The following is a 16,225-nucleotide window of genomic DNA, read 5'->3' as shown; positions in this document are numbered from 1 at the left end:
CGAGGGTGGTATACTATGTCCGGCGTTTCCAGCATACCTCCTTCATGTACAAGTTGAACTTGACATCGGAAATCACCCTGGGAAGCTCTCCATTATTTTCAGATAAAACAGCCTTGATTTGACTATGAATTGGAATATGGATATAACCACCCGTTTTAACCGAGTCTAATATCTCAATCTTGTCCTCTGTAAAGTTGAACTCATGTATTTTTTTCAGGTCCGAAATCCTCAATCCTGTCCAAAGACCTATGATCATCAATTGACGGACATTGTTCAATCTATCATTACCCTTGAAATCAGCATTGAAAATGGATTCTATTTCCCTTTCATTCAAATAAACATCAATTGGTTTCTCCCTACGGACAGTGAAGTCCCTGTGTTCTACTTCAGGACTAACTTTGAGGCCCATTGACTTAGCCTCTCGGCAAAAGCCCTTGACCTGGCTTATATACTTATTGCATGTAGTATTACTATAGTTACCATCAATCCGTAAGAACTTCAAAAAAGCTGTGTGAAATTCCAAATCAATATCCCATAGCTTCAATATAACACCCTCCTTGTTCTGGAACTCCTCCAGCCGTTTCAATGTGGTCTGGTACTTCTGTATGGTCTTATGATCAATCAATCTCCCTGTATTTGGATTTAGTCTGTTCTTTGACTCCTCAATGTAGTTGCTGACAAATGGCACAAAATAAATTTCCTTGTTTTCACTTTCATCGAATGGCCTATTGTTGAATTTGGCCACTATCCTATCCAACCAGTCCTTATTGAACACCCCTCCATTGGCAAAGTGTTCGTTATAGGAGACGAGTAAAAAATCCTTCAGCTCCTGAAGCTTTGGATTGATTGAGGCCACTTCTACCTGATTTGCAGCCCCTGTAGTAATTCTTTGTTGCTTCATTGACCAGTACTTTGGGTTTACCAGATAACCAGTACTGCTAGTGATATCCACTAACCTTCCATTATAGAATCTAACATAAAGTGCCGAGGGATTCTTTTTTGATTTAATCAGAAACTTGATGTTTGCCATGTCCGCTACTTTCCTTAAAGATAGTGAATTTCTTCCCGATATTTTCCCGACATCGACGAAATGAACATATATTCGATCAATTCCAAAAAAATCAAAAAACCTGAATTAGTTAATTTAACTGGGGTTCCGAGACATTGCTATTTTATGAAATTCAGTTGGGTTCGAAAAATATAGTCCCCCTCTCGCTACTAAAAAGACCACTTTAAAGTGGTCTTTTTTTGTTTTAATAGTTATTTTTTCTACTACTATTTGTGCCATTATGGCAATAAGTCCTTGACTCAATGCCCATTAAAATAGCCATATAACTGGTAGGCAAACAAACCTATTCCGGCAATCACCAAGTAAACGTTGGATGCCTTGTAAAATGCTTCATAGCTGGATTTACCCTTCCATGCGTTTATAAGAAGGACAATCGGAATCAATGCCGCTATTTGCCCCAACTCTACCCCGACATTAAAACTAATGATCTTCAATAAAAATTGATCTTGGCCCATATCAAAGGTTTGCAAACGAGTAGATAGTCCCAATCCATGGATAAGTCCGAACAAAAAGACCATCAGCAATAGATTGGGCGCTTTGGTTCCGAGTTTTTTAAAGCCGTCCAAGTTTTCAAAACCTTTATAAAGCACACTCAATGCAATAATTGCATCAATCAGGTATTCATTGACCTGAACTCCTAAATAAGTGCCACCCAAAAGCGTAATACTGTGCCCTATGGTAAAAACAGTGATAAACTTTAAAATATCCTTAAATCCTTTCAGAAAAAAAATGACCCCGACCAAAAACAGCAAATGGTCATACCCGGTAAGCATGTGCTTGGCACCTACCCAAATGTAGGACAGCAGTCCGCCGTTATCCAATATCTGTTGGTCGCCGGAACTAACATCATGGGCCAACATAACCGTTGGAAAGAATATTGTTGCAAAAAAGCATACTCTGGCCCCTATTGATCTTACAGGCATTATTTTTTCTTTTTAAAGTAAAGGAAAAGACCCGCAACGATAATCAAACTAACGATCAGAAAAATATATGAGGAAAAGCCTTTTTTCTCGTGTGCATGATGGTCGTCTTCGTGATCATTGTCGTGTGCAGCACTGTGGCCCGACCCTACTGCAAAGGTAAGTGTGGCCCAATTGGACTCGTGAGTGAGGCCTTCTTCCGTAGATTGCACCATGTAAATGGTCCTCATGTGCCATACCCCTTCATTGGTAATCTGGAACTCCAAAATACCCGCTTCGTCGGTGCGGAGCTGCAATCCTGAATTATGATCATGGTCGGCCGTTCCATCACTAGCATGGGTGTGGGGCTCACCACCATCATGGCTGTGTTCGATTGTGTTGTCTTCTCCAGATGTTTCTGAACCGATAATAACCAATTGGTTCGCCAAGGGCTCGCCTTTATAGAGCAATTGCACCTTTATCGAATGTCCAGGGTGAATATCATAGGGGTTTTCCTGTGGAATAAATTCAATGGGGTACCCAAGTGCGGTTCCCCAGTCATCGGACAGCTTCTCCCCTACTTGAAAAATAGTCTTTACGTGTTTGGAGTACTTTTCAACGGCATCTTGATCGAGGGCATTGTTCGCTTTCCTCCATTCCAGCATGTCCACAACTCCATCGTGTTCCAAATAATCGTTGAACGATTTCGCATCAAGTGCAATGTTCCTGGCCGCTGTTGATACGCCAGCAACCCAAGTGCCGGGCTCACCGGTTTTAAAGTTCAAAAAGGTAATACTGTCCTTTTCGGTCCATTGGGTCGAGTCCACTTGTATTCGCTTACCGTTGCCTACCATACTTACATCGAGCATGCGGTTTCTGTCTATCACATTTTCACTTTTCTCAAAAGTGCCGTTAAACAATTGGATTACGGCCTGTGTATTGGGCTCAAGGAAATAATTGTCCATTTTTAAGAACATATCGTGACTACATAATAGCACGATGGCCAAAAGGCCAAAAAAAACTTTCTTCATTATGATTTTGTTTATTAAAGATTAGGTAGTGAAATCAATTCTCGACCTTGTGGTACAAATATCCATAAATCAACTGTTTTGTCCATGCCCAAAATTTCAAAAAGATAAAATATGGTCGGTTTTAAGGTCTGGAGAATAGGCTACATATTTACAAATCGATAGAGATCATCGGTAGCTTGCAAGAGTTTTCCCTTTAATGAAGGTTCAAGGTCCGGATGATGTTTCAAATATTCCTCTACCATCTCCTGGGCCTCTTTGGACTGATATTGGCCAACCGTGGAGGACAACCATCTTTTGGGAAAGAAAATATCTCCTGTCCTTTGTATTTCTTCCAATAGTTCCAAAGCCAACGGTAAATGCTTGATTGCTGTTTTCTGCCTTAATGGATGGTGGATATACCCATTAGCGGTACCTACCCAAGATTCTTTCTCCCTGTTTTTGGGATTCTTGAAAGATATAAAGAAACTATCCCTCACAGCAACATCCGAAGATAGTGCCGGCAACAAAAATTCAAAGCGCTTTACCTTGTCCGGGTTGTCCAATTGCTTTTTTGCCGTTTCCAAAATTTTGGGCGACTGTTTGTGATCGTACAGGGCTAGCGACATGGCCATATCCGTATAATCGTCCTGATTAAGCTTTAAATCAGGTATTTTAACGTTCTTGCCCCAAATGGCATAAAGTCTCTCCTTTCCTTGTTCGGAATAGGCCAAACCTTTCCAAAGGTCAAAAATATTCTTCTTGATGTTTGCCCCATAATTGTCCGATAGCAGTTCTTTCCAAAGCAGACTTTCTACCGAGGGTTGCATCTCGGCTCTTTGTTGTTCGGTGAAGAAATTCCAAAACAATTGGCTCGCCTCTGCACTTACCATTCCGTGTACAAATTCGTTTTCCTCTTTTAGGATCGCATCAATATATAGATCAAAAACTTTACGTGGTGCAATCTTTCCTGTCAAAACGTTCTCGTAGGCATTCAAATAGGCATAACCACGGGCCACTTCATCCCCAAGCTTCGGTATTATCTTTAAATTATCGGTATCCAAAGGAAAAACACCGTACCCAAAAGCGTTGGAATTGTAAATAATGGTTTCCGGTTCGGGCAACCCGATCGCAAGCGCAACATCCACGGTTTTATCCGAGATGTTCACAGGAATTATTCTAATACTATCGTGATATACCAAGGCCAGTTCAAAAGATTGCGGCCATAATTTGTCGCTTCCGTCCTCGGCCCGTTGCGAAATTGTGAACTTTGTTATTTTTCCGTCTGCATAATCAATTTGTTCCGATAAAACCGGTCTACCCGACTGGTTTACCCAAACCTCGCTCCAGCTTTTTAGGTCTTTGTCGGTGGTCTTATCCAAAATGCCCACGAGATCGTTCCATGTGGCATTTTCATAGGCATAGGTTTTTATATATTGCCGTATTCCTTCTCGGAAGGCCTTTTCCCCAATTGTAGCTTCGAGCTGCCGCATCATGATCGGCGCTTTGTTGTATATGATGCTCCCGTAGAGGCTGCCTGCATTTTTTAGATTGTCCAATTTCTGTCGGATGGGATTGGTTCCCCTCGTCCTATCCTCACCGTAGGCTCCACGGTAATGGGAAATCATAAATTGCAATTTATGGTTGATTTCCGGAAAGGTCGGGTTGATGATCTTATCGGCCATAAAATTGGCAAACACCTCCTTCATCCATACATCGTTGAACCAATCCATGGTCACCATATCCCCGAACCACATATGGGAGATCTCATGGGCAATAAGTTTGGCACTGCCCATAAGGCGGCGTTCCGTGGCACTCTCATCCAAAAAAATGGATGATTGGCGGTATTGAATGGCGCCAACATGTTCCATGCCCCCATATTGAAATCCTGGAATGGCCGCATAGTCCAATTTTTTGAATGGGAATTCGTAAAGGGTGTAGTTCTTCAAAAAATCGATGGACCGTTGGTGCAATTCAAATATTTTGGGAATACTGAACCCTATTTTTGCCGAATCGGTCTCACGGTAGAGCAAGGTCATATCAAACAATCCGGGGTTTTCTGTGACCGATTCAAATTTACCGGCCACCATGGAAAACAAGTAAGTGCTCATGGGGTCGCTCTCCTCGAACAAGTGTTGCGTTTTGCCCTCTTTTTGCATCTGTTTCTTCAAGGGTGCTCCGCACACCACTTTCCAATCTTTAGGAGCGGTTACCTCCAAAGCATACCGGGCCTTGATGTTAGGTTGATCAAAACAGGGGAACATGGTGCTGGCACGATCGGGCACCAAAAGGGTGTACAGGTAGTCCTCGTTCCGGTTAAGGGACAGCTCTCCCGCATTGAAAGTTATTTCTATGGTATTGGATCCCTCCTGAAGGTTTGCGGAAACAACAATATGTTCTTTTTGATGTACAATTTCTTGCTTTTGCCCATTTACATGTATGGTTTTTAAAAGTGAGGCATCAGCATTGAAATCAAGATACAACGGTCTCGAAAGATCGTGGATATTTACATCCAATTTTAATGTGGAAGAAATTGGGCGCTCCTTTTCAGCAGGAATGTCGAAGGACAGCCCATATACTACATCGGACACTTGGCCTACTCTGTACTCCGCCATCTTAAGTGGTATCCCCGCCTCCAATACATCTGATTTCTTTGGTGGCTCACAGGCAGCTACAATCATCAATAGGCTCATGTAGGGCAGTATATTCCTTTTCATAAAAACGTGCTTGGCATTAAAAGTTCAAAAGGTACCCATTTTAACCTATCGATACAATAAAAATCGACACGAGAACACATTTAAAGCATTAACAATTAGTCCCTTACCACGTAGTTGACCATATCCACACCCGTGTTTCCCGTTTGGGCGCCGTAGGCATATACGGTAATCTGATAATATCCCGTTGTTGTTATTCCCAAAATTCCTTGAAACGTATTTTGAGCCGGATTATCCAATTGTACCTCTGCATACGGTTCCCCGTCTTTTTTTACAATCGCCCTAACTTCCATAAGACCCGAGTCCCAGACGCCTTCTTTTTCAATGGGGCAACCGCACATCATCACTATGTTGGCCTCTATGGGCAAACCTGACTTGGGTATGGACTCCAAAGCAATATATTGATGAGTGTTGGGTTTTAAAATTTCTACCACATAACCTGGTATTTCCAACACAACTCCATCGCCTAAAATATCCTTTCCGGGAATCAGCCAGAGTTGTGTACTTGCTTGTACGCGTGCATTTTTCTTGTTGATGGGCGACAGTACCTCTACGCTCACAAAGGTGGGCTCATCTATATCCACCACCGCCAAAAATCCCGCTGTGCTATTATCACTGAGCTGCGTATATCGTTCGTGGGCACTTTTCATAATAAGGTCGGTGTTCCCTGTTGAACCTGTGGTATTTCCCTCTGCCATAATCTGGCCGTTTAAAGTATTACGGACAATGACGTGTGCCCCTCCAATGGAACTGCCCACAAATTTGGCGTCCTTGGCCTTGGCACGAACCATAAGTTTGGTTTCTGTGGCAAAGACGTTCATACAGATTAGAAGCAAGCTCAAGGATAGGATGTGTTTTCTCATTTTGGATGATTTTAAATCCTAAAATTAAGGCTTTTTGAAGGGTTTCGTGAGCGGAAATTGGTTTTATCCCGATCAAGATCTTTGTGAGCTGACCTGTGAGTGCAATCGCTTGAGCTCTGTGCCTGCCGCTTTGATGAGTTGTTTTAAACGAGTGGAGTCCTTTTTCGGACAAGATTGCCCAAGGTGATATTCCGAACTCTCTATGAGCCGTTGGCAGTAGGAAATCTGCTCTTGCAAAGGACATTTGCAAATGGCCTGACCATACAAACGGTCCAATTGATGCAATGAGGGTGTCGGGGAACTGTTTTTAAAAATCTTCAGCATAAATCAAACACATAATCTAATTCACCGATAAACGCAACAACAATCGAGCCAGAAAATATTGTTACTCCCCCTCTACCCGTAACATAAATCCGCGACGGCTCACATTTACGATGCTCAGTTTGGGGTCCTGTGATAAATGTTTGCGCAAGTGGGAGATAAAAACATTGAGGCTTTTCTTATTGAAGTAATCGTTTTTGTCCCAAACCGTGGTCAAAATTTCTTTATGTGTGCACAATTGATTTTTGTTCTTTGCCAAAAGAGCCAAAAGGTCAAACTCCTTTCCTGTCAATTTGATCGGTTTTCCCTTATAGTTGAGTTCAAAATTATCCATATTGAGCAAGTAATCGCCTATTTCATACTGTGATGCTTGCTCCTCTTGCGGGTCATCGTTCACCAATCTCGCCAATAATGCATAGATACGGACTACGAGCTCTTCCTCATCAATAGGTTTTTTAAGATAGTCCACGGCTCCAAGGGAGAATCCTTTTAGCACATCTATTTTCAGCGACCGTGCGGTCAAAAATATAAATGGGAGTTCCGGGTTGATCGATTTTATTTTTTGGGACAGTTCAAATCCGTCCATGTCCGGGAGCATTACATCCAAAATGGCCAGGTCAAAAACATTGGTCTTTGTTTTTAAAATAGCTTGGGCCGCATCTTTGGCCCAAGTGACCGTAAAGCCTTTCATTCCCAAATATTCGGAGAGCAAATACCCAAGGGCATTGTCGTCCTCAACCAATATCAATTTGTGTTTTTTATCCATTTTTGGTCAATTTAAATGACAAGGTGAATGTAGTTCCCTGTCCCAGTTCGCTCTGCACCTGAATTTTGCCCCGGTGCAGCTTAATTATTTTTTGCACGTAATACAGTCCTAAGCCGTATCCCTTCACTTTATGGACATCCCCATTTTTTACCCTGTAATATTTTCTGAAGATTTTGCCGATGTCCTCTTTGGCTATTCCTTGGCCATTGTCCGATATCTCGATAAACAATCGTCCTTTTTGTTTGTATGCCTTTAATCTAACTTTGGGATTGTCCGAATATTTTTTTGCGTTTTCCAACAGATTGCCCACCACATTTTCCAAATGGAATTTTTCGGCCTTGATAAAATATGGGCCATTTTCCAGTTGTGGTTCAAAATGGATTCCTTCATGTTCGGCCAATAGTTGGAAGCTTTCGCAAATGCGCTCCAATTCCGGTTTAAAATCCATCTCTTGAAACTGCAACATGTTTTTCCCCGATTCCATACTTGCCAGTTCCAGCACTTTATCAATATGCTTTTTGAGCCTGTTCGATTCGGTACGTATCAATTCCACTACGGCCTTTTTGTTGTCGGGAACATCTTCTTCCAATATTTTGCTCGCCAATCCAATTGAAAACACAGGGGTTTTGAGCTCATGGGTCAGGTTATTGATAAAATCATTGGTGGTGGTGTTGATGCTGCGCTGTAAATAAAATGACCGGAGCACCCAGATTACAACTACGATTATCATCAACAGAAATAAAAGTCCCGGTAGGATAAGTCCGCGCAATTGTCCCAAAAAATACTTGTTCAGGTCCTCAAAACCGATTTCCAAAACAATTTCCTTTTGCAGCAATTCCGGCAGGTACCCCTTGACCTTTATGGGGTATGTAAGGTGCTCTTGGGCTTTAAGGTGCGGGCGTACAGAACTCAAATATGTAATGGAATCCCTGGAATAGAGCGTGTAGGAAAAAGGCGCGTCTATCCCCGAAACATTTAACTGGTAAGAGATATAATCGTTAAGGTAGTACTGGGATGCTTTTTGGAGACTGTCGAGTCCGATCTTGACTTCGGAGGTGTCCTTTCGGATTGCATTCCCCAAGGTATAGGTCAAAGAGTTTACCTCGGACAACTCACTGTTGATATTGTCTCGTGCCCTGTCCATCTTCTCCGAAAACTGGGCTTTTGCCAAACCCAACCCCACCCGTAGATACTGGTATTGCACCACCAACAGACCTACTACGGCGATGATAAAAACAATAACATAGAGGTTTCTCTTGGTCAGCATACCGCTAAATAAACAAAAATATATCAGCTAATTACCCAATGGTTAACCCTATTAGTCTTTCATTAGTCTTTTTGATCTTTTATTAGTCTCCGTGCATGCGGCCAAGTCTTATCTTAGCCATGAGTTTAGTTAAAACATATTAAAGTAGCGAATCTTCAAACCGACCTTTTTCAGGTCGGTTTTTTGCTTTGGGGCTACTTCCATCTTTAATTTCATTTACCAACTATTGATTAAGCTTTTATATACTTTATCTTTGGAGTCCAAATTTTATGCATGATAAGTATATTCCATAAGAAAATTTTCTTGGTCGATTATTTGAACGGCCTTGTGGACATTCATAATCATATTTTACCTGGTATCGACGATGGTGCAAAGACCGATGAGGATTCTTTAAACTTGATCAAAGGATTTTCCGAGTTTGGGGTAACCAATTTTATCTGTACTCCGCACATCATGCACAATTATTACGACAACACCCCTATTACAATTAAGAAAGCGTACGACCGGCTTTCCATGGATTTACGGAAACATGACGAAATAGCTGTAAATCTGGACTACGCGGCCGAGCATATGATCGATGATAATTTCGAAAATATCTTGGAAGATAATCAAGCAATGCCTTTGGGAAAAGATTATTTGCTAATTGAGATGTCGTACTTACAACCCTCCTTTAATTTTGATACAGCGGTTGATAAAATTGCCAAGCATGCATACTTCCCCATATTGGCCCATCCGGAGAGGTATGTGTACTTTCATAACAAGTTCGGGAAGTATGCGTCCATGAAATCAAAAGGCATACTGTTTCAGCTCAATCTTCTATCCCTCACCTCCAAATCCTATGGTGGGGAAGTTCAAAAAGTTGCCGAAAAAATGCTGCATGAGGGTCTTATTGATTTTGTTGGTTCTGATGTTCACAACATTAGACAGCTCTCATTGTTAAAAGAAATCAAGGTTACTAAGAAACTTTTGGACAGACTTTACTCTGTAATAGAACGAACCATTCAATCTTTTTACTAGATTATTCTAGGCAAACTTCCACCATTGTTTAACGGTTTTCCCGTAGCCGTAACCGTATTTGCCCCCGTAGCCAAGTTCGGATTCCTTTACCCCGTTTACAATAAACGACATATTTTTGATTTTTTCTTCTTCAACCAATTTTACAGGATACTCCAAAACTTTCCTTTCAGTAAATCCAGCTTTGGTAACGTATAGGATTTGATCAGCATAATCACTTATCAACAATGTATCCGTAACTGCAATCATTGGAGCGGAATCCACTATAATGTAGTCATAATTTTTTCTGGCATATTCAAAAAAGTCTTGAAGACGATCGCTCATTAATAGCTCAGCAGGGTTGGGTGGTATTTTACCTGAAAAAACAATATCAATCTTGTTTTCCGCTAAAATTGTTGGGGTTACAATATTTTCTACCTTTACCTCATCGTTATATAGATACTCTGTAAGCCCTGTATAGTCACGACTCTTCATTTGCTTCCCCCCTTTATCCAAATTTTTATAGAAATCATGAAGCTTAGGATTTCTTATATCTGCACCCACCAGCAATACTTTTTTCTTAGTGCTTGCCAATACAGTGGATAAATTGGAAGACACGAAGGTCTTACCTTCACCTGAAACACTTGAAGTTATCAATACTACGCTACCTGAAGAGGTAGGCTTTCGTTTTAACAAGTAATCCAAATTTGTTCTTAGAATCCGTAACGATTCCCCTAGAACAGACCTATCGTCTCCGGATATAAGTTTACTGTCTTTTTTACCAATGGCGGGTAATTCTGCTAAAACACTCGTAGAAGAGGAACTTGAAATAAGCTTTTCCAGCCCTACTTTGTTTTGGATTTTATTATTTAAAGAATCTTTGACGTAAATTATAGAAAAAGGAACCAACAAACCTATGATTATTGCCGACAAAAAGACAATTTTTCGATTAGGTGAAATTGGTAGGCCCGAACCATAGGCCGCATCGACAATTTTAGATTTAGGCGCGGCGGACGCAAATGTAATTTGGGATTCTTCCCTTTTTTGTAATAAATAGAGATATAATGATTCAGTGGTTTGCTGCTTTCTTGATATATCCCTCAGAGCTCGTTCGTTACTGGGTGCTGCATATATTCTAGAGTTGATTTGAGACAGTTGCTTGCTCAAACTATTTACCTGAAGATCAAGGTTGTTCGTAACATTATTCAAGCTTGATTGCATTCCTCTCCTTAAGGATTCCAATTGTTGATCTAGCTTAACAATCACTGGGTTCTTTTCATTTGAGCTTTCCAAAAGACGGTTTCGTTGAGCAACCAGTTCATTGTACCTTTGAGCAGCGTTGGAAATACCTGCATCATTTAATCCTACGTTGGTGGGGATTATATCGTAACCATTCTGGTCATTGATCAAATCCTGCATGGAATTTGCAATATTCAATTGTATACTAGCTTCCTGTAATTGTTGCTCGCTAGCTGCACTCTGATTAAAATTCACATTTGACTGCGAACCTAAATCTGCTATTCCCCTACTCTCTTTGAAAGATTCAGCGCTTTCGTCGACCGTGGATAAATTACTATAAATTTCGGTAATCCTATCGTTAATAAATTTGGTTGTTCTATCCGCAATTGCCTTTTTATCGGCCACTGCATTCTCATTGTTGGTTAAAATAAGTTCATTGATAACATCAATGGCCCTTTTCTGGTTAGGGTCAGTTAAAGAAAGGCTTATAATGTTTGACTTTTCTGCGGACGCCATCACTATTTTATCGCGAAAAGAACCTACGACTTCCGGAATAGGATTAATAACTACCTTTAACCTCTTCCCCTTATATTGGTTCAAAGAATTGGCATTGGGCAAAAGGATGATATTTCCAATCTTAGTTTGGATTTTGGTTCCAAAGTCATATTGTTTAAAGGGTTCATCTTCTTCTTCCCCATATTGAAACGAAGTATCCGAATCCAAATCAACATAAAAGGAATGCTTTGATTTGTTGACCACGGAATCCGGGGAAATGAAGTTAATATTAAAAGGAAACTCCTTTCCATATATTTCTGAATCCCTAATATTTCCAAGTACAAAATACTGAACATTCAATTTCAACTTTTTCACAACTTGGATAAAGTTCTGTCTAGCTTTCAGCAATTCAATTTCATCCTCCATTTTGGTATTTCCGCCCTTGGAAAAAACATCTAAATCTTGCAGCATGCTTAATTCAGACGTTGCATTTTTATCCTCTAAAATCTGAATTTTCGCAGAAGCACTATATTGGGGGATTGTATACCTTAAATAGGTATAAGCCAAAAGTCCAAAAATTATAACACTTAAAACAAACCACTTCCAATGTTTCAAATAGGAATTGATCAGTTCTTTTAAATCCAATTCAGAATTGTTCATGATATCTTGAAAAATAGTATAATGTTAAGTCTAGTTTCTAGTGAGCAATACGACTGATGAGGTAATTAGAACTGACAATATCGACACTGCTATTGATGCCCTCTGATCCAAACTTGATTGAGTTTTACCGGATTTATTGGGCTCCACGTACACTACATCATTCTGTGTTAGATAATAGACCGGTGATTTAAGAGCTTCTTTTTTATTGAGGTTGATTCGATTGTATACCTTTGTCCCATCAAAATCCCTGATTACCATCACATTATCCCTTCTACCTTTAATGTTGATATCCCCTGCATACCCCAAAGCTTCCATAATGGTGATTTGCTCACCATTTATCGGATAAGTGCCTGGTCTGTTTACAGAACCTAAAACTGTGACCGTAAAGTTCCTGATTCTAATATTTATAATGGGATCTTTTAAATAATCCTTCAAACGTTCTCTTAACAGTTCTCTAGTTTCAGCCGGTGACAAGCCCTCTATTTTTACCTTACCAATAACAGGAAAATCAATTTCTCCATCTTCATCTACCAGATAGTTGACCTGTTCGGGTCGCATGGAGCCGCCAACACCCTCTTCCGCACCTCTAAATAGATTAAAGGGAGCGCTGGCCTCGGGGTCTAAGGTAGAAACATGGATACTTACCAAATCGTCCACTTTAAATTTAGAGGTGAATGTATTTTCATCGACCAATGTTTCGAATTGGCTCGCATCTTGAAAATAAACAACGTCTTTTGAAGAAGTACAGGAGAAAACCAGGCATGCCATAACAATGTAACATACCAACTTAATTTTTTGGTGCATAAGAATGTTCATTTATTAATTGTTGAGTTGAGGATATTGAACTTTTGTAGACTCCTTGCCATTCAAGGTTGATGTATTTTCGTCCAATTTACAAAAATCCGAGTTGTTCGAAATATATTCCGGAACAATACTTTTCATTAACTGTACCACATTATCCTTAAAGAATAAATTCGATATGCACAGCTCATCTATCATTGTTCTAATTTTAGGGTAGTTGATTTCCCTTACTTTACTGATCATGATCTTATCATGGTAGGTTGGAAGGGTATTTTCCCCATTGGCCAAAAGTTCTTCATATAATTTTTCTCCAGGCCTCAGTCCGGTAATCTGTATGTCAATATCATCTGGATAATGAAGACCGGAAAGGCGTATCATATTCTTGGCAAGATCCATAATCTTTACGGATTCGCCCATATCGAATATGAAAATCTCACCTCCCTTGCCCATGGCCCCGGCTTCCAAAACCAATTGGGACGCTTCGGGTATGGTCATAAAATACCTGGTAATATCTTTGTGGGTAACCGTTAGTGGTCCCCCCTTTTCAATTTGCTTTCTGAACAATGGGATTACGGAACCGTTAGATCCAAGAACATTACCGAACCTAGTGGTTATGAACTTTGTTTTCCCCTCTTGTTGCCTACAACTTATATACATTTCGGCAATACGCTTGGTGGCGCCCATTATATTGGTCGGGTTAACCGCCTTGTCCGTGGAAACAAAGACAAATTTTTCCACTTCATATTCAAAAGCAAGATCTACAATGGTCTTGGTTCCCGCCACATTGATCTTTACTGCTTCGTAAGGGTTCTGTTCCATTAGTGGAACATGTTTATACGCAGCTGCATGGAATATTCTGTCGGGCCGGTACTGATCAAAAAGAACCCGCATCTTATTCTTGTCCCTAATATCCCCAACAATCGGAACAAAATTAAAGAATCCGGCTTGTTTCAATTCTTGCTGCAGATCGTACAGTGCAGATTCGGCTTGGTCCACCACTATCAAAGAACGATAATTGTATTTGCAAATTTGCCTTACCAGCTCACTACCAATGGAGCCCGCACCACCAGTAACCATTATGACCTTGTCATCAAAATCCTTTACAACTTTACTGTTCTTTATCTCAATTGGCGGGCGGTCCAACAAGTCCTCTATCTGTACCCTCTTTATCTGTGATACTTTCAGCTCACCGTTGATCCAATCTTCTACTGGAGGTACGATCTTTACTTTTACGGGAAGGTCAACAATCTCATTCACCAAAACCCTCAATTGTTTTGGACTAATGCTCTGTATGGAAAAAATGACCTCGGATATATTATTGAACTTTACAAAATCTTCGGTAAGAATGGACTTATCATAGACTTTTACTCCATTTATCTGCTTGCCGACCTTCTGTAGATTATTATCAACAAAACCAACGACCTTTACACCCATTTTTGAATGGTTGGTCAATGTATTATAGGTAATGATCCCTGATTCCCCCGCTCCATATATCATTAAATTTTTGGATGGGGCCTGACCTCTTTTCATCAAACTCTCGTAAGATATTTTAAATACATATCTTGAGGCTGCCAACGCTACAAAGGTCAACAAGCTATTGATAATGATAATGGACAATGGTATTGTAAATCCTTCAACAAAATCCAGATATCTGTTGAGCATAACCACGGCTATGGCACCAATACTTGCCAAGCAAACTGCATTGAAGATTGCATAAACATCCTTGATTCCCGTATGCCTTACGACCCCTTTGTAGCTCCCTACAATCAAAAAAGAGAGCAGGAACAAGACCATTATAATGGGCAGCTGTATGGATAACCTTTGTACATCAAAATTAAAGCTAAGGTTAAACCTTATGATGTATGCCAAAATAAACGAAAATGAAACAATAGATATATCTATTAAAAGTACCGTCCATTTTGAGGCATAACGCTTTCCCTTACCATTTAAGAAGTCCTTGATCATTTGAGCAATTTTTTTATGATTCCACAAATTCTTTCCAAGTCATTGTGCTCCAAACTGGAACCACTTGGCAAACAAAGTCCTCTTTCGAACAAATCTTCACTTGTTCCGTTCACATAGGATAAGCTGTCTTCGAATATGGGTTGTAGGTGCATGGGTTTCCACAAAGGCCTGGATTCGATGTTTTCGTTCTCGAGAGCAAGCCTTATACGTTCTCTAAACTCGTATGATGGTGTTAAAATACATGTAAGCCATCTATTGGAACTGCTCCATTCTGGCTCCTTTACAAACGATATCCCGGAAATATCCGATAAATGTTCCCTGTAAAACTCAAAATTTCTTCTTCTGGACTCCACCCTTTCTGGGAGCACTTCCATTTGACCGCGACCAATGCCCGCCAAAACATTGCTCATCCTATAATTGTAACCAATCTCGGAATGCTGATAATGAGGTGCATTATCCCTAGCCTGAGTGGCCAAAAATACCGCTTTCTCTTTGGTCTTCACATCCTTACAAAGCAGAGCGCCACCCCCAGAGGTGGTTATGATCTTATTGCCGTTAAAAGATAGTATTCCTATATCTCCGAAGCTTCCACAATTGAATCCCCTGTAAGTGCTTCCCAATGCCTCGGCGCTATCTTCAATAATTGGTATGTTAAATTTGTTTGCTATTGCATGAATCTCATCCACCTTATAGGGCACTCCATATAAATGCACCGCTACTATTGCCTTTGGTTTTCTTCCCTTGGCGATCCTGTCCGATATTGCTTCCCTTAAAAGATTTGGGGATATGTTCCAAGTATCGGATTCGCTATCCACAAAAACCGGGGAAGCGCCTAAATAAGTAATGGGATTTGCCGATGCGGCGAAAGTGAAGCTTTGGCAAATAACCTCATCCCCTCGTCCTACACCCAAAATTTCAAGTGCAAGATGTATAGCAGCGGTACCCGAGCTCAAACAAGCCGAGCGAACACCGTTACCAACAAACTGCTCTATTGCCAGTTCAAAATTTTGAACGTTTGGTCCTAGTGGTGCGATCCAATTAGAATCAAAGGCCTCCTGTACATAAGTTTGTTCGTTTCCTCCCATGTGGGGCGGCGACAACCAAATTTTCTTTAATACTGTGGTTTCCATATTGGTTTTGGGTTGATATAAGTAGGTGAGAAATTG

The 16,225-nt window shown here is 40.6% G+C and carries 13 protein-coding genes; 1 reads left to right on the top strand and 12 read right to left on the bottom strand.

All coding sequences use genetic code 11. The features are described 5' to 3' along the window. Positions 1-13 precede the first annotated feature (13 nt). The 8 genes from GVT53_RS05860 to GVT53_RS05825 form a co-directional block, all read right to left on the bottom strand. Entirely contained in the window at positions 14-901 is an 888-nt protein-coding gene (locus tag GVT53_RS05860; RefSeq protein WP_166247879.1) for a tyrosine-type recombinase/integrase, read from the bottom strand. A 407-nt stretch (positions 902-1,308) separates the two neighbouring features. Beyond that, a complete protein-coding gene (locus GVT53_RS05855) occupies positions 1,309-1,992 on the bottom strand; it encodes a HupE/UreJ family protein (protein WP_166247878.1) in 684 nt (227 codons plus the stop codon). Continuing rightward, positions 1,992-2,999: a DUF4198 domain-containing protein gene (locus tag GVT53_RS05850; protein WP_166247877.1), complete on the bottom strand. Its 1,008-nt coding sequence runs from the start codon at positions 2,997-2,999 to the stop codon at positions 1,992-1,994. The genes GVT53_RS05855 and GVT53_RS05850 overlap by 1 nt, the downstream gene beginning before the upstream one ends. Positions 3,000-3,139: 140 nt before the next feature. Further along, positions 3,140-5,692, bottom strand: a complete 2,553-nt coding sequence (locus GVT53_RS05845; RefSeq protein WP_166247876.1) for a M1 family metallopeptidase — start codon at positions 5,690-5,692, stop codon at positions 3,140-3,142. Positions 5,693-5,787: 95 nt separating this feature from the next. Beyond that, on the bottom strand, positions 5,788-6,552 hold the full coding sequence (locus GVT53_RS05840) for a hypothetical protein (protein ID WP_166247875.1): 765 nt from the start codon (positions 6,550-6,552) through the stop codon (positions 5,788-5,790). 72 nt (positions 6,553-6,624) lie between these two features. Continuing rightward, on the bottom strand, positions 6,625-6,876 hold the full coding sequence (locus GVT53_RS05835) for a hypothetical protein (protein WP_166247874.1): 252 nt from the start codon (positions 6,874-6,876) through the stop codon (positions 6,625-6,627). A gap of 61 nt (positions 6,877-6,937) precedes the next feature. Beyond that, on the bottom strand, positions 6,938-7,639 hold the full coding sequence (locus tag GVT53_RS05830) for a response regulator transcription factor (protein WP_166247873.1): 702 nt from the start codon (positions 7,637-7,639) through the stop codon (positions 6,938-6,940). Further along, entirely contained in the window at positions 7,632-8,906 is a 1,275-nt protein-coding gene (locus GVT53_RS05825) for a sensor histidine kinase (RefSeq protein WP_166247872.1), read from the bottom strand. The genes GVT53_RS05830 and GVT53_RS05825 overlap by 8 nt, the downstream gene beginning before the upstream one ends. A gap of 273 nt (positions 8,907-9,179) precedes the next feature. Here GVT53_RS05825 and GVT53_RS05820 point away from each other — a divergent pair, with 273 nt between their 5' ends. After that, positions 9,180-9,923, top strand: a complete 744-nt coding sequence (locus GVT53_RS05820) for a tyrosine-protein phosphatase (protein WP_166247871.1) — start codon at positions 9,180-9,182, stop codon at positions 9,921-9,923. A gap of 6 nt (positions 9,924-9,929) precedes the next feature. Here the strand turns inward: GVT53_RS05820 and GVT53_RS05815 are convergent, their stop codons facing one another. The 4 genes from GVT53_RS05815 to GVT53_RS05800 are packed head-to-tail and all read right to left on the bottom strand — an operon-like array spanning position 9,930 to position 16,189. After that, positions 9,930-12,293 carry a GumC family protein gene (locus tag GVT53_RS05815; protein WP_166247870.1) on the bottom strand — a complete coding sequence of 788 codons (2,364 nt, stop codon included), beginning with the start codon at positions 12,291-12,293 and terminating at the stop codon, positions 9,930-9,932. Positions 12,294-12,323: 30 nt separating this feature from the next. Next, complete coding sequence (locus GVT53_RS05810; RefSeq protein WP_240905157.1) at positions 12,324-13,097, bottom strand: polysaccharide biosynthesis/export family protein; 774 nt, start codon at positions 13,095-13,097, stop codon at positions 12,324-12,326. A 15-nt stretch (positions 13,098-13,112) separates the two neighbouring features. Continuing rightward, positions 13,113-15,059, bottom strand: coding sequence for a polysaccharide biosynthesis protein (locus GVT53_RS05805; RefSeq protein WP_166247868.1), 1,947 nt, complete (start codon positions 15,057-15,059; stop codon positions 13,113-13,115). Beyond that, a complete protein-coding gene (locus GVT53_RS05800; protein ID WP_166247867.1) occupies positions 15,056-16,189 on the bottom strand; it encodes a DegT/DnrJ/EryC1/StrS family aminotransferase in 1,134 nt (377 codons plus the stop codon). The genes GVT53_RS05805 and GVT53_RS05800 overlap by 4 nt, the downstream gene beginning before the upstream one ends. Positions 16,190-16,225 lie beyond the last annotated feature (36 nt).

Source organism: Flagellimonas oceani (assembly GCF_011068285.1).
Classification (GTDB): Bacteria; Bacteroidota; Bacteroidia; order Flavobacteriales; family Flavobacteriaceae; genus Flagellimonas; species Flagellimonas oceani.
Note: the sequence above shows the minus strand (reverse complement) of the source record. Positions and strands in the feature narration are given on the sequence as shown.

Bases quoted from the DNA above. Each gene is read 5' to 3' on its own strand.
- GVT53_RS05805 (WP_166247868.1), bottom strand. From the start codon at position 15,059: ATGATCAAGGACTTCTTAAATGGTAAGGGAAAGCGTTATGCCTCAAAA.
- GVT53_RS05800 (WP_166247867.1), bottom strand. From the start codon at position 16,189: ATGGAAACCACAGTATTAAAGAAAATTTGGTTGTCGCCGCCCCACATG.
- GVT53_RS05860 (WP_166247879.1), bottom strand. From the start codon at position 901: ATGAAGCAACAAAGAATTACTACAGGGGCTGCAAATCAGGTAGAAGTG.
- GVT53_RS05845 (WP_166247876.1), bottom strand. From the start codon at position 5,692: ATGAAAAGGAATATACTGCCCTACATGAGCCTATTGATGATTGTAGCT.
- GVT53_RS05815 (WP_166247870.1), bottom strand. From the start codon at position 12,293: ATGAACAATTCTGAATTGGATTTAAAAGAACTGATCAATTCCTATTTG.
- GVT53_RS05855 (WP_166247878.1), bottom strand. From the start codon at position 1,992: ATGCCTGTAAGATCAATAGGGGCCAGAGTATGCTTTTTTGCAACAATA.
- GVT53_RS05825 (WP_166247872.1), bottom strand. From the start codon at position 8,906: ATGCTGACCAAGAGAAACCTCTATGTTATTGTTTTTATCATCGCCGTA.
- GVT53_RS05835 (WP_166247874.1), bottom strand. From the start codon at position 6,876: ATGCTGAAGATTTTTAAAAACAGTTCCCCGACACCCTCATTGCATCAA.
- GVT53_RS05850 (WP_166247877.1), bottom strand. From the start codon at position 2,999: ATGAAGAAAGTTTTTTTTGGCCTTTTGGCCATCGTGCTATTATGTAGT.
- GVT53_RS05820 (WP_166247871.1), top strand. From the start codon at position 9,180: ATGATAAGTATATTCCATAAGAAAATTTTCTTGGTCGATTATTTGAAC.
- GVT53_RS05810 (WP_240905157.1), bottom strand. From the start codon at position 13,097: ATGCACCAAAAAATTAAGTTGGTATGTTACATTGTTATGGCATGCCTG.
- GVT53_RS05830 (WP_166247873.1), bottom strand. From the start codon at position 7,639: ATGGATAAAAAACACAAATTGATATTGGTTGAGGACGACAATGCCCTT.
- GVT53_RS05840 (WP_166247875.1), bottom strand. From the start codon at position 6,552: ATGAGAAAACACATCCTATCCTTGAGCTTGCTTCTAATCTGTATGAAC.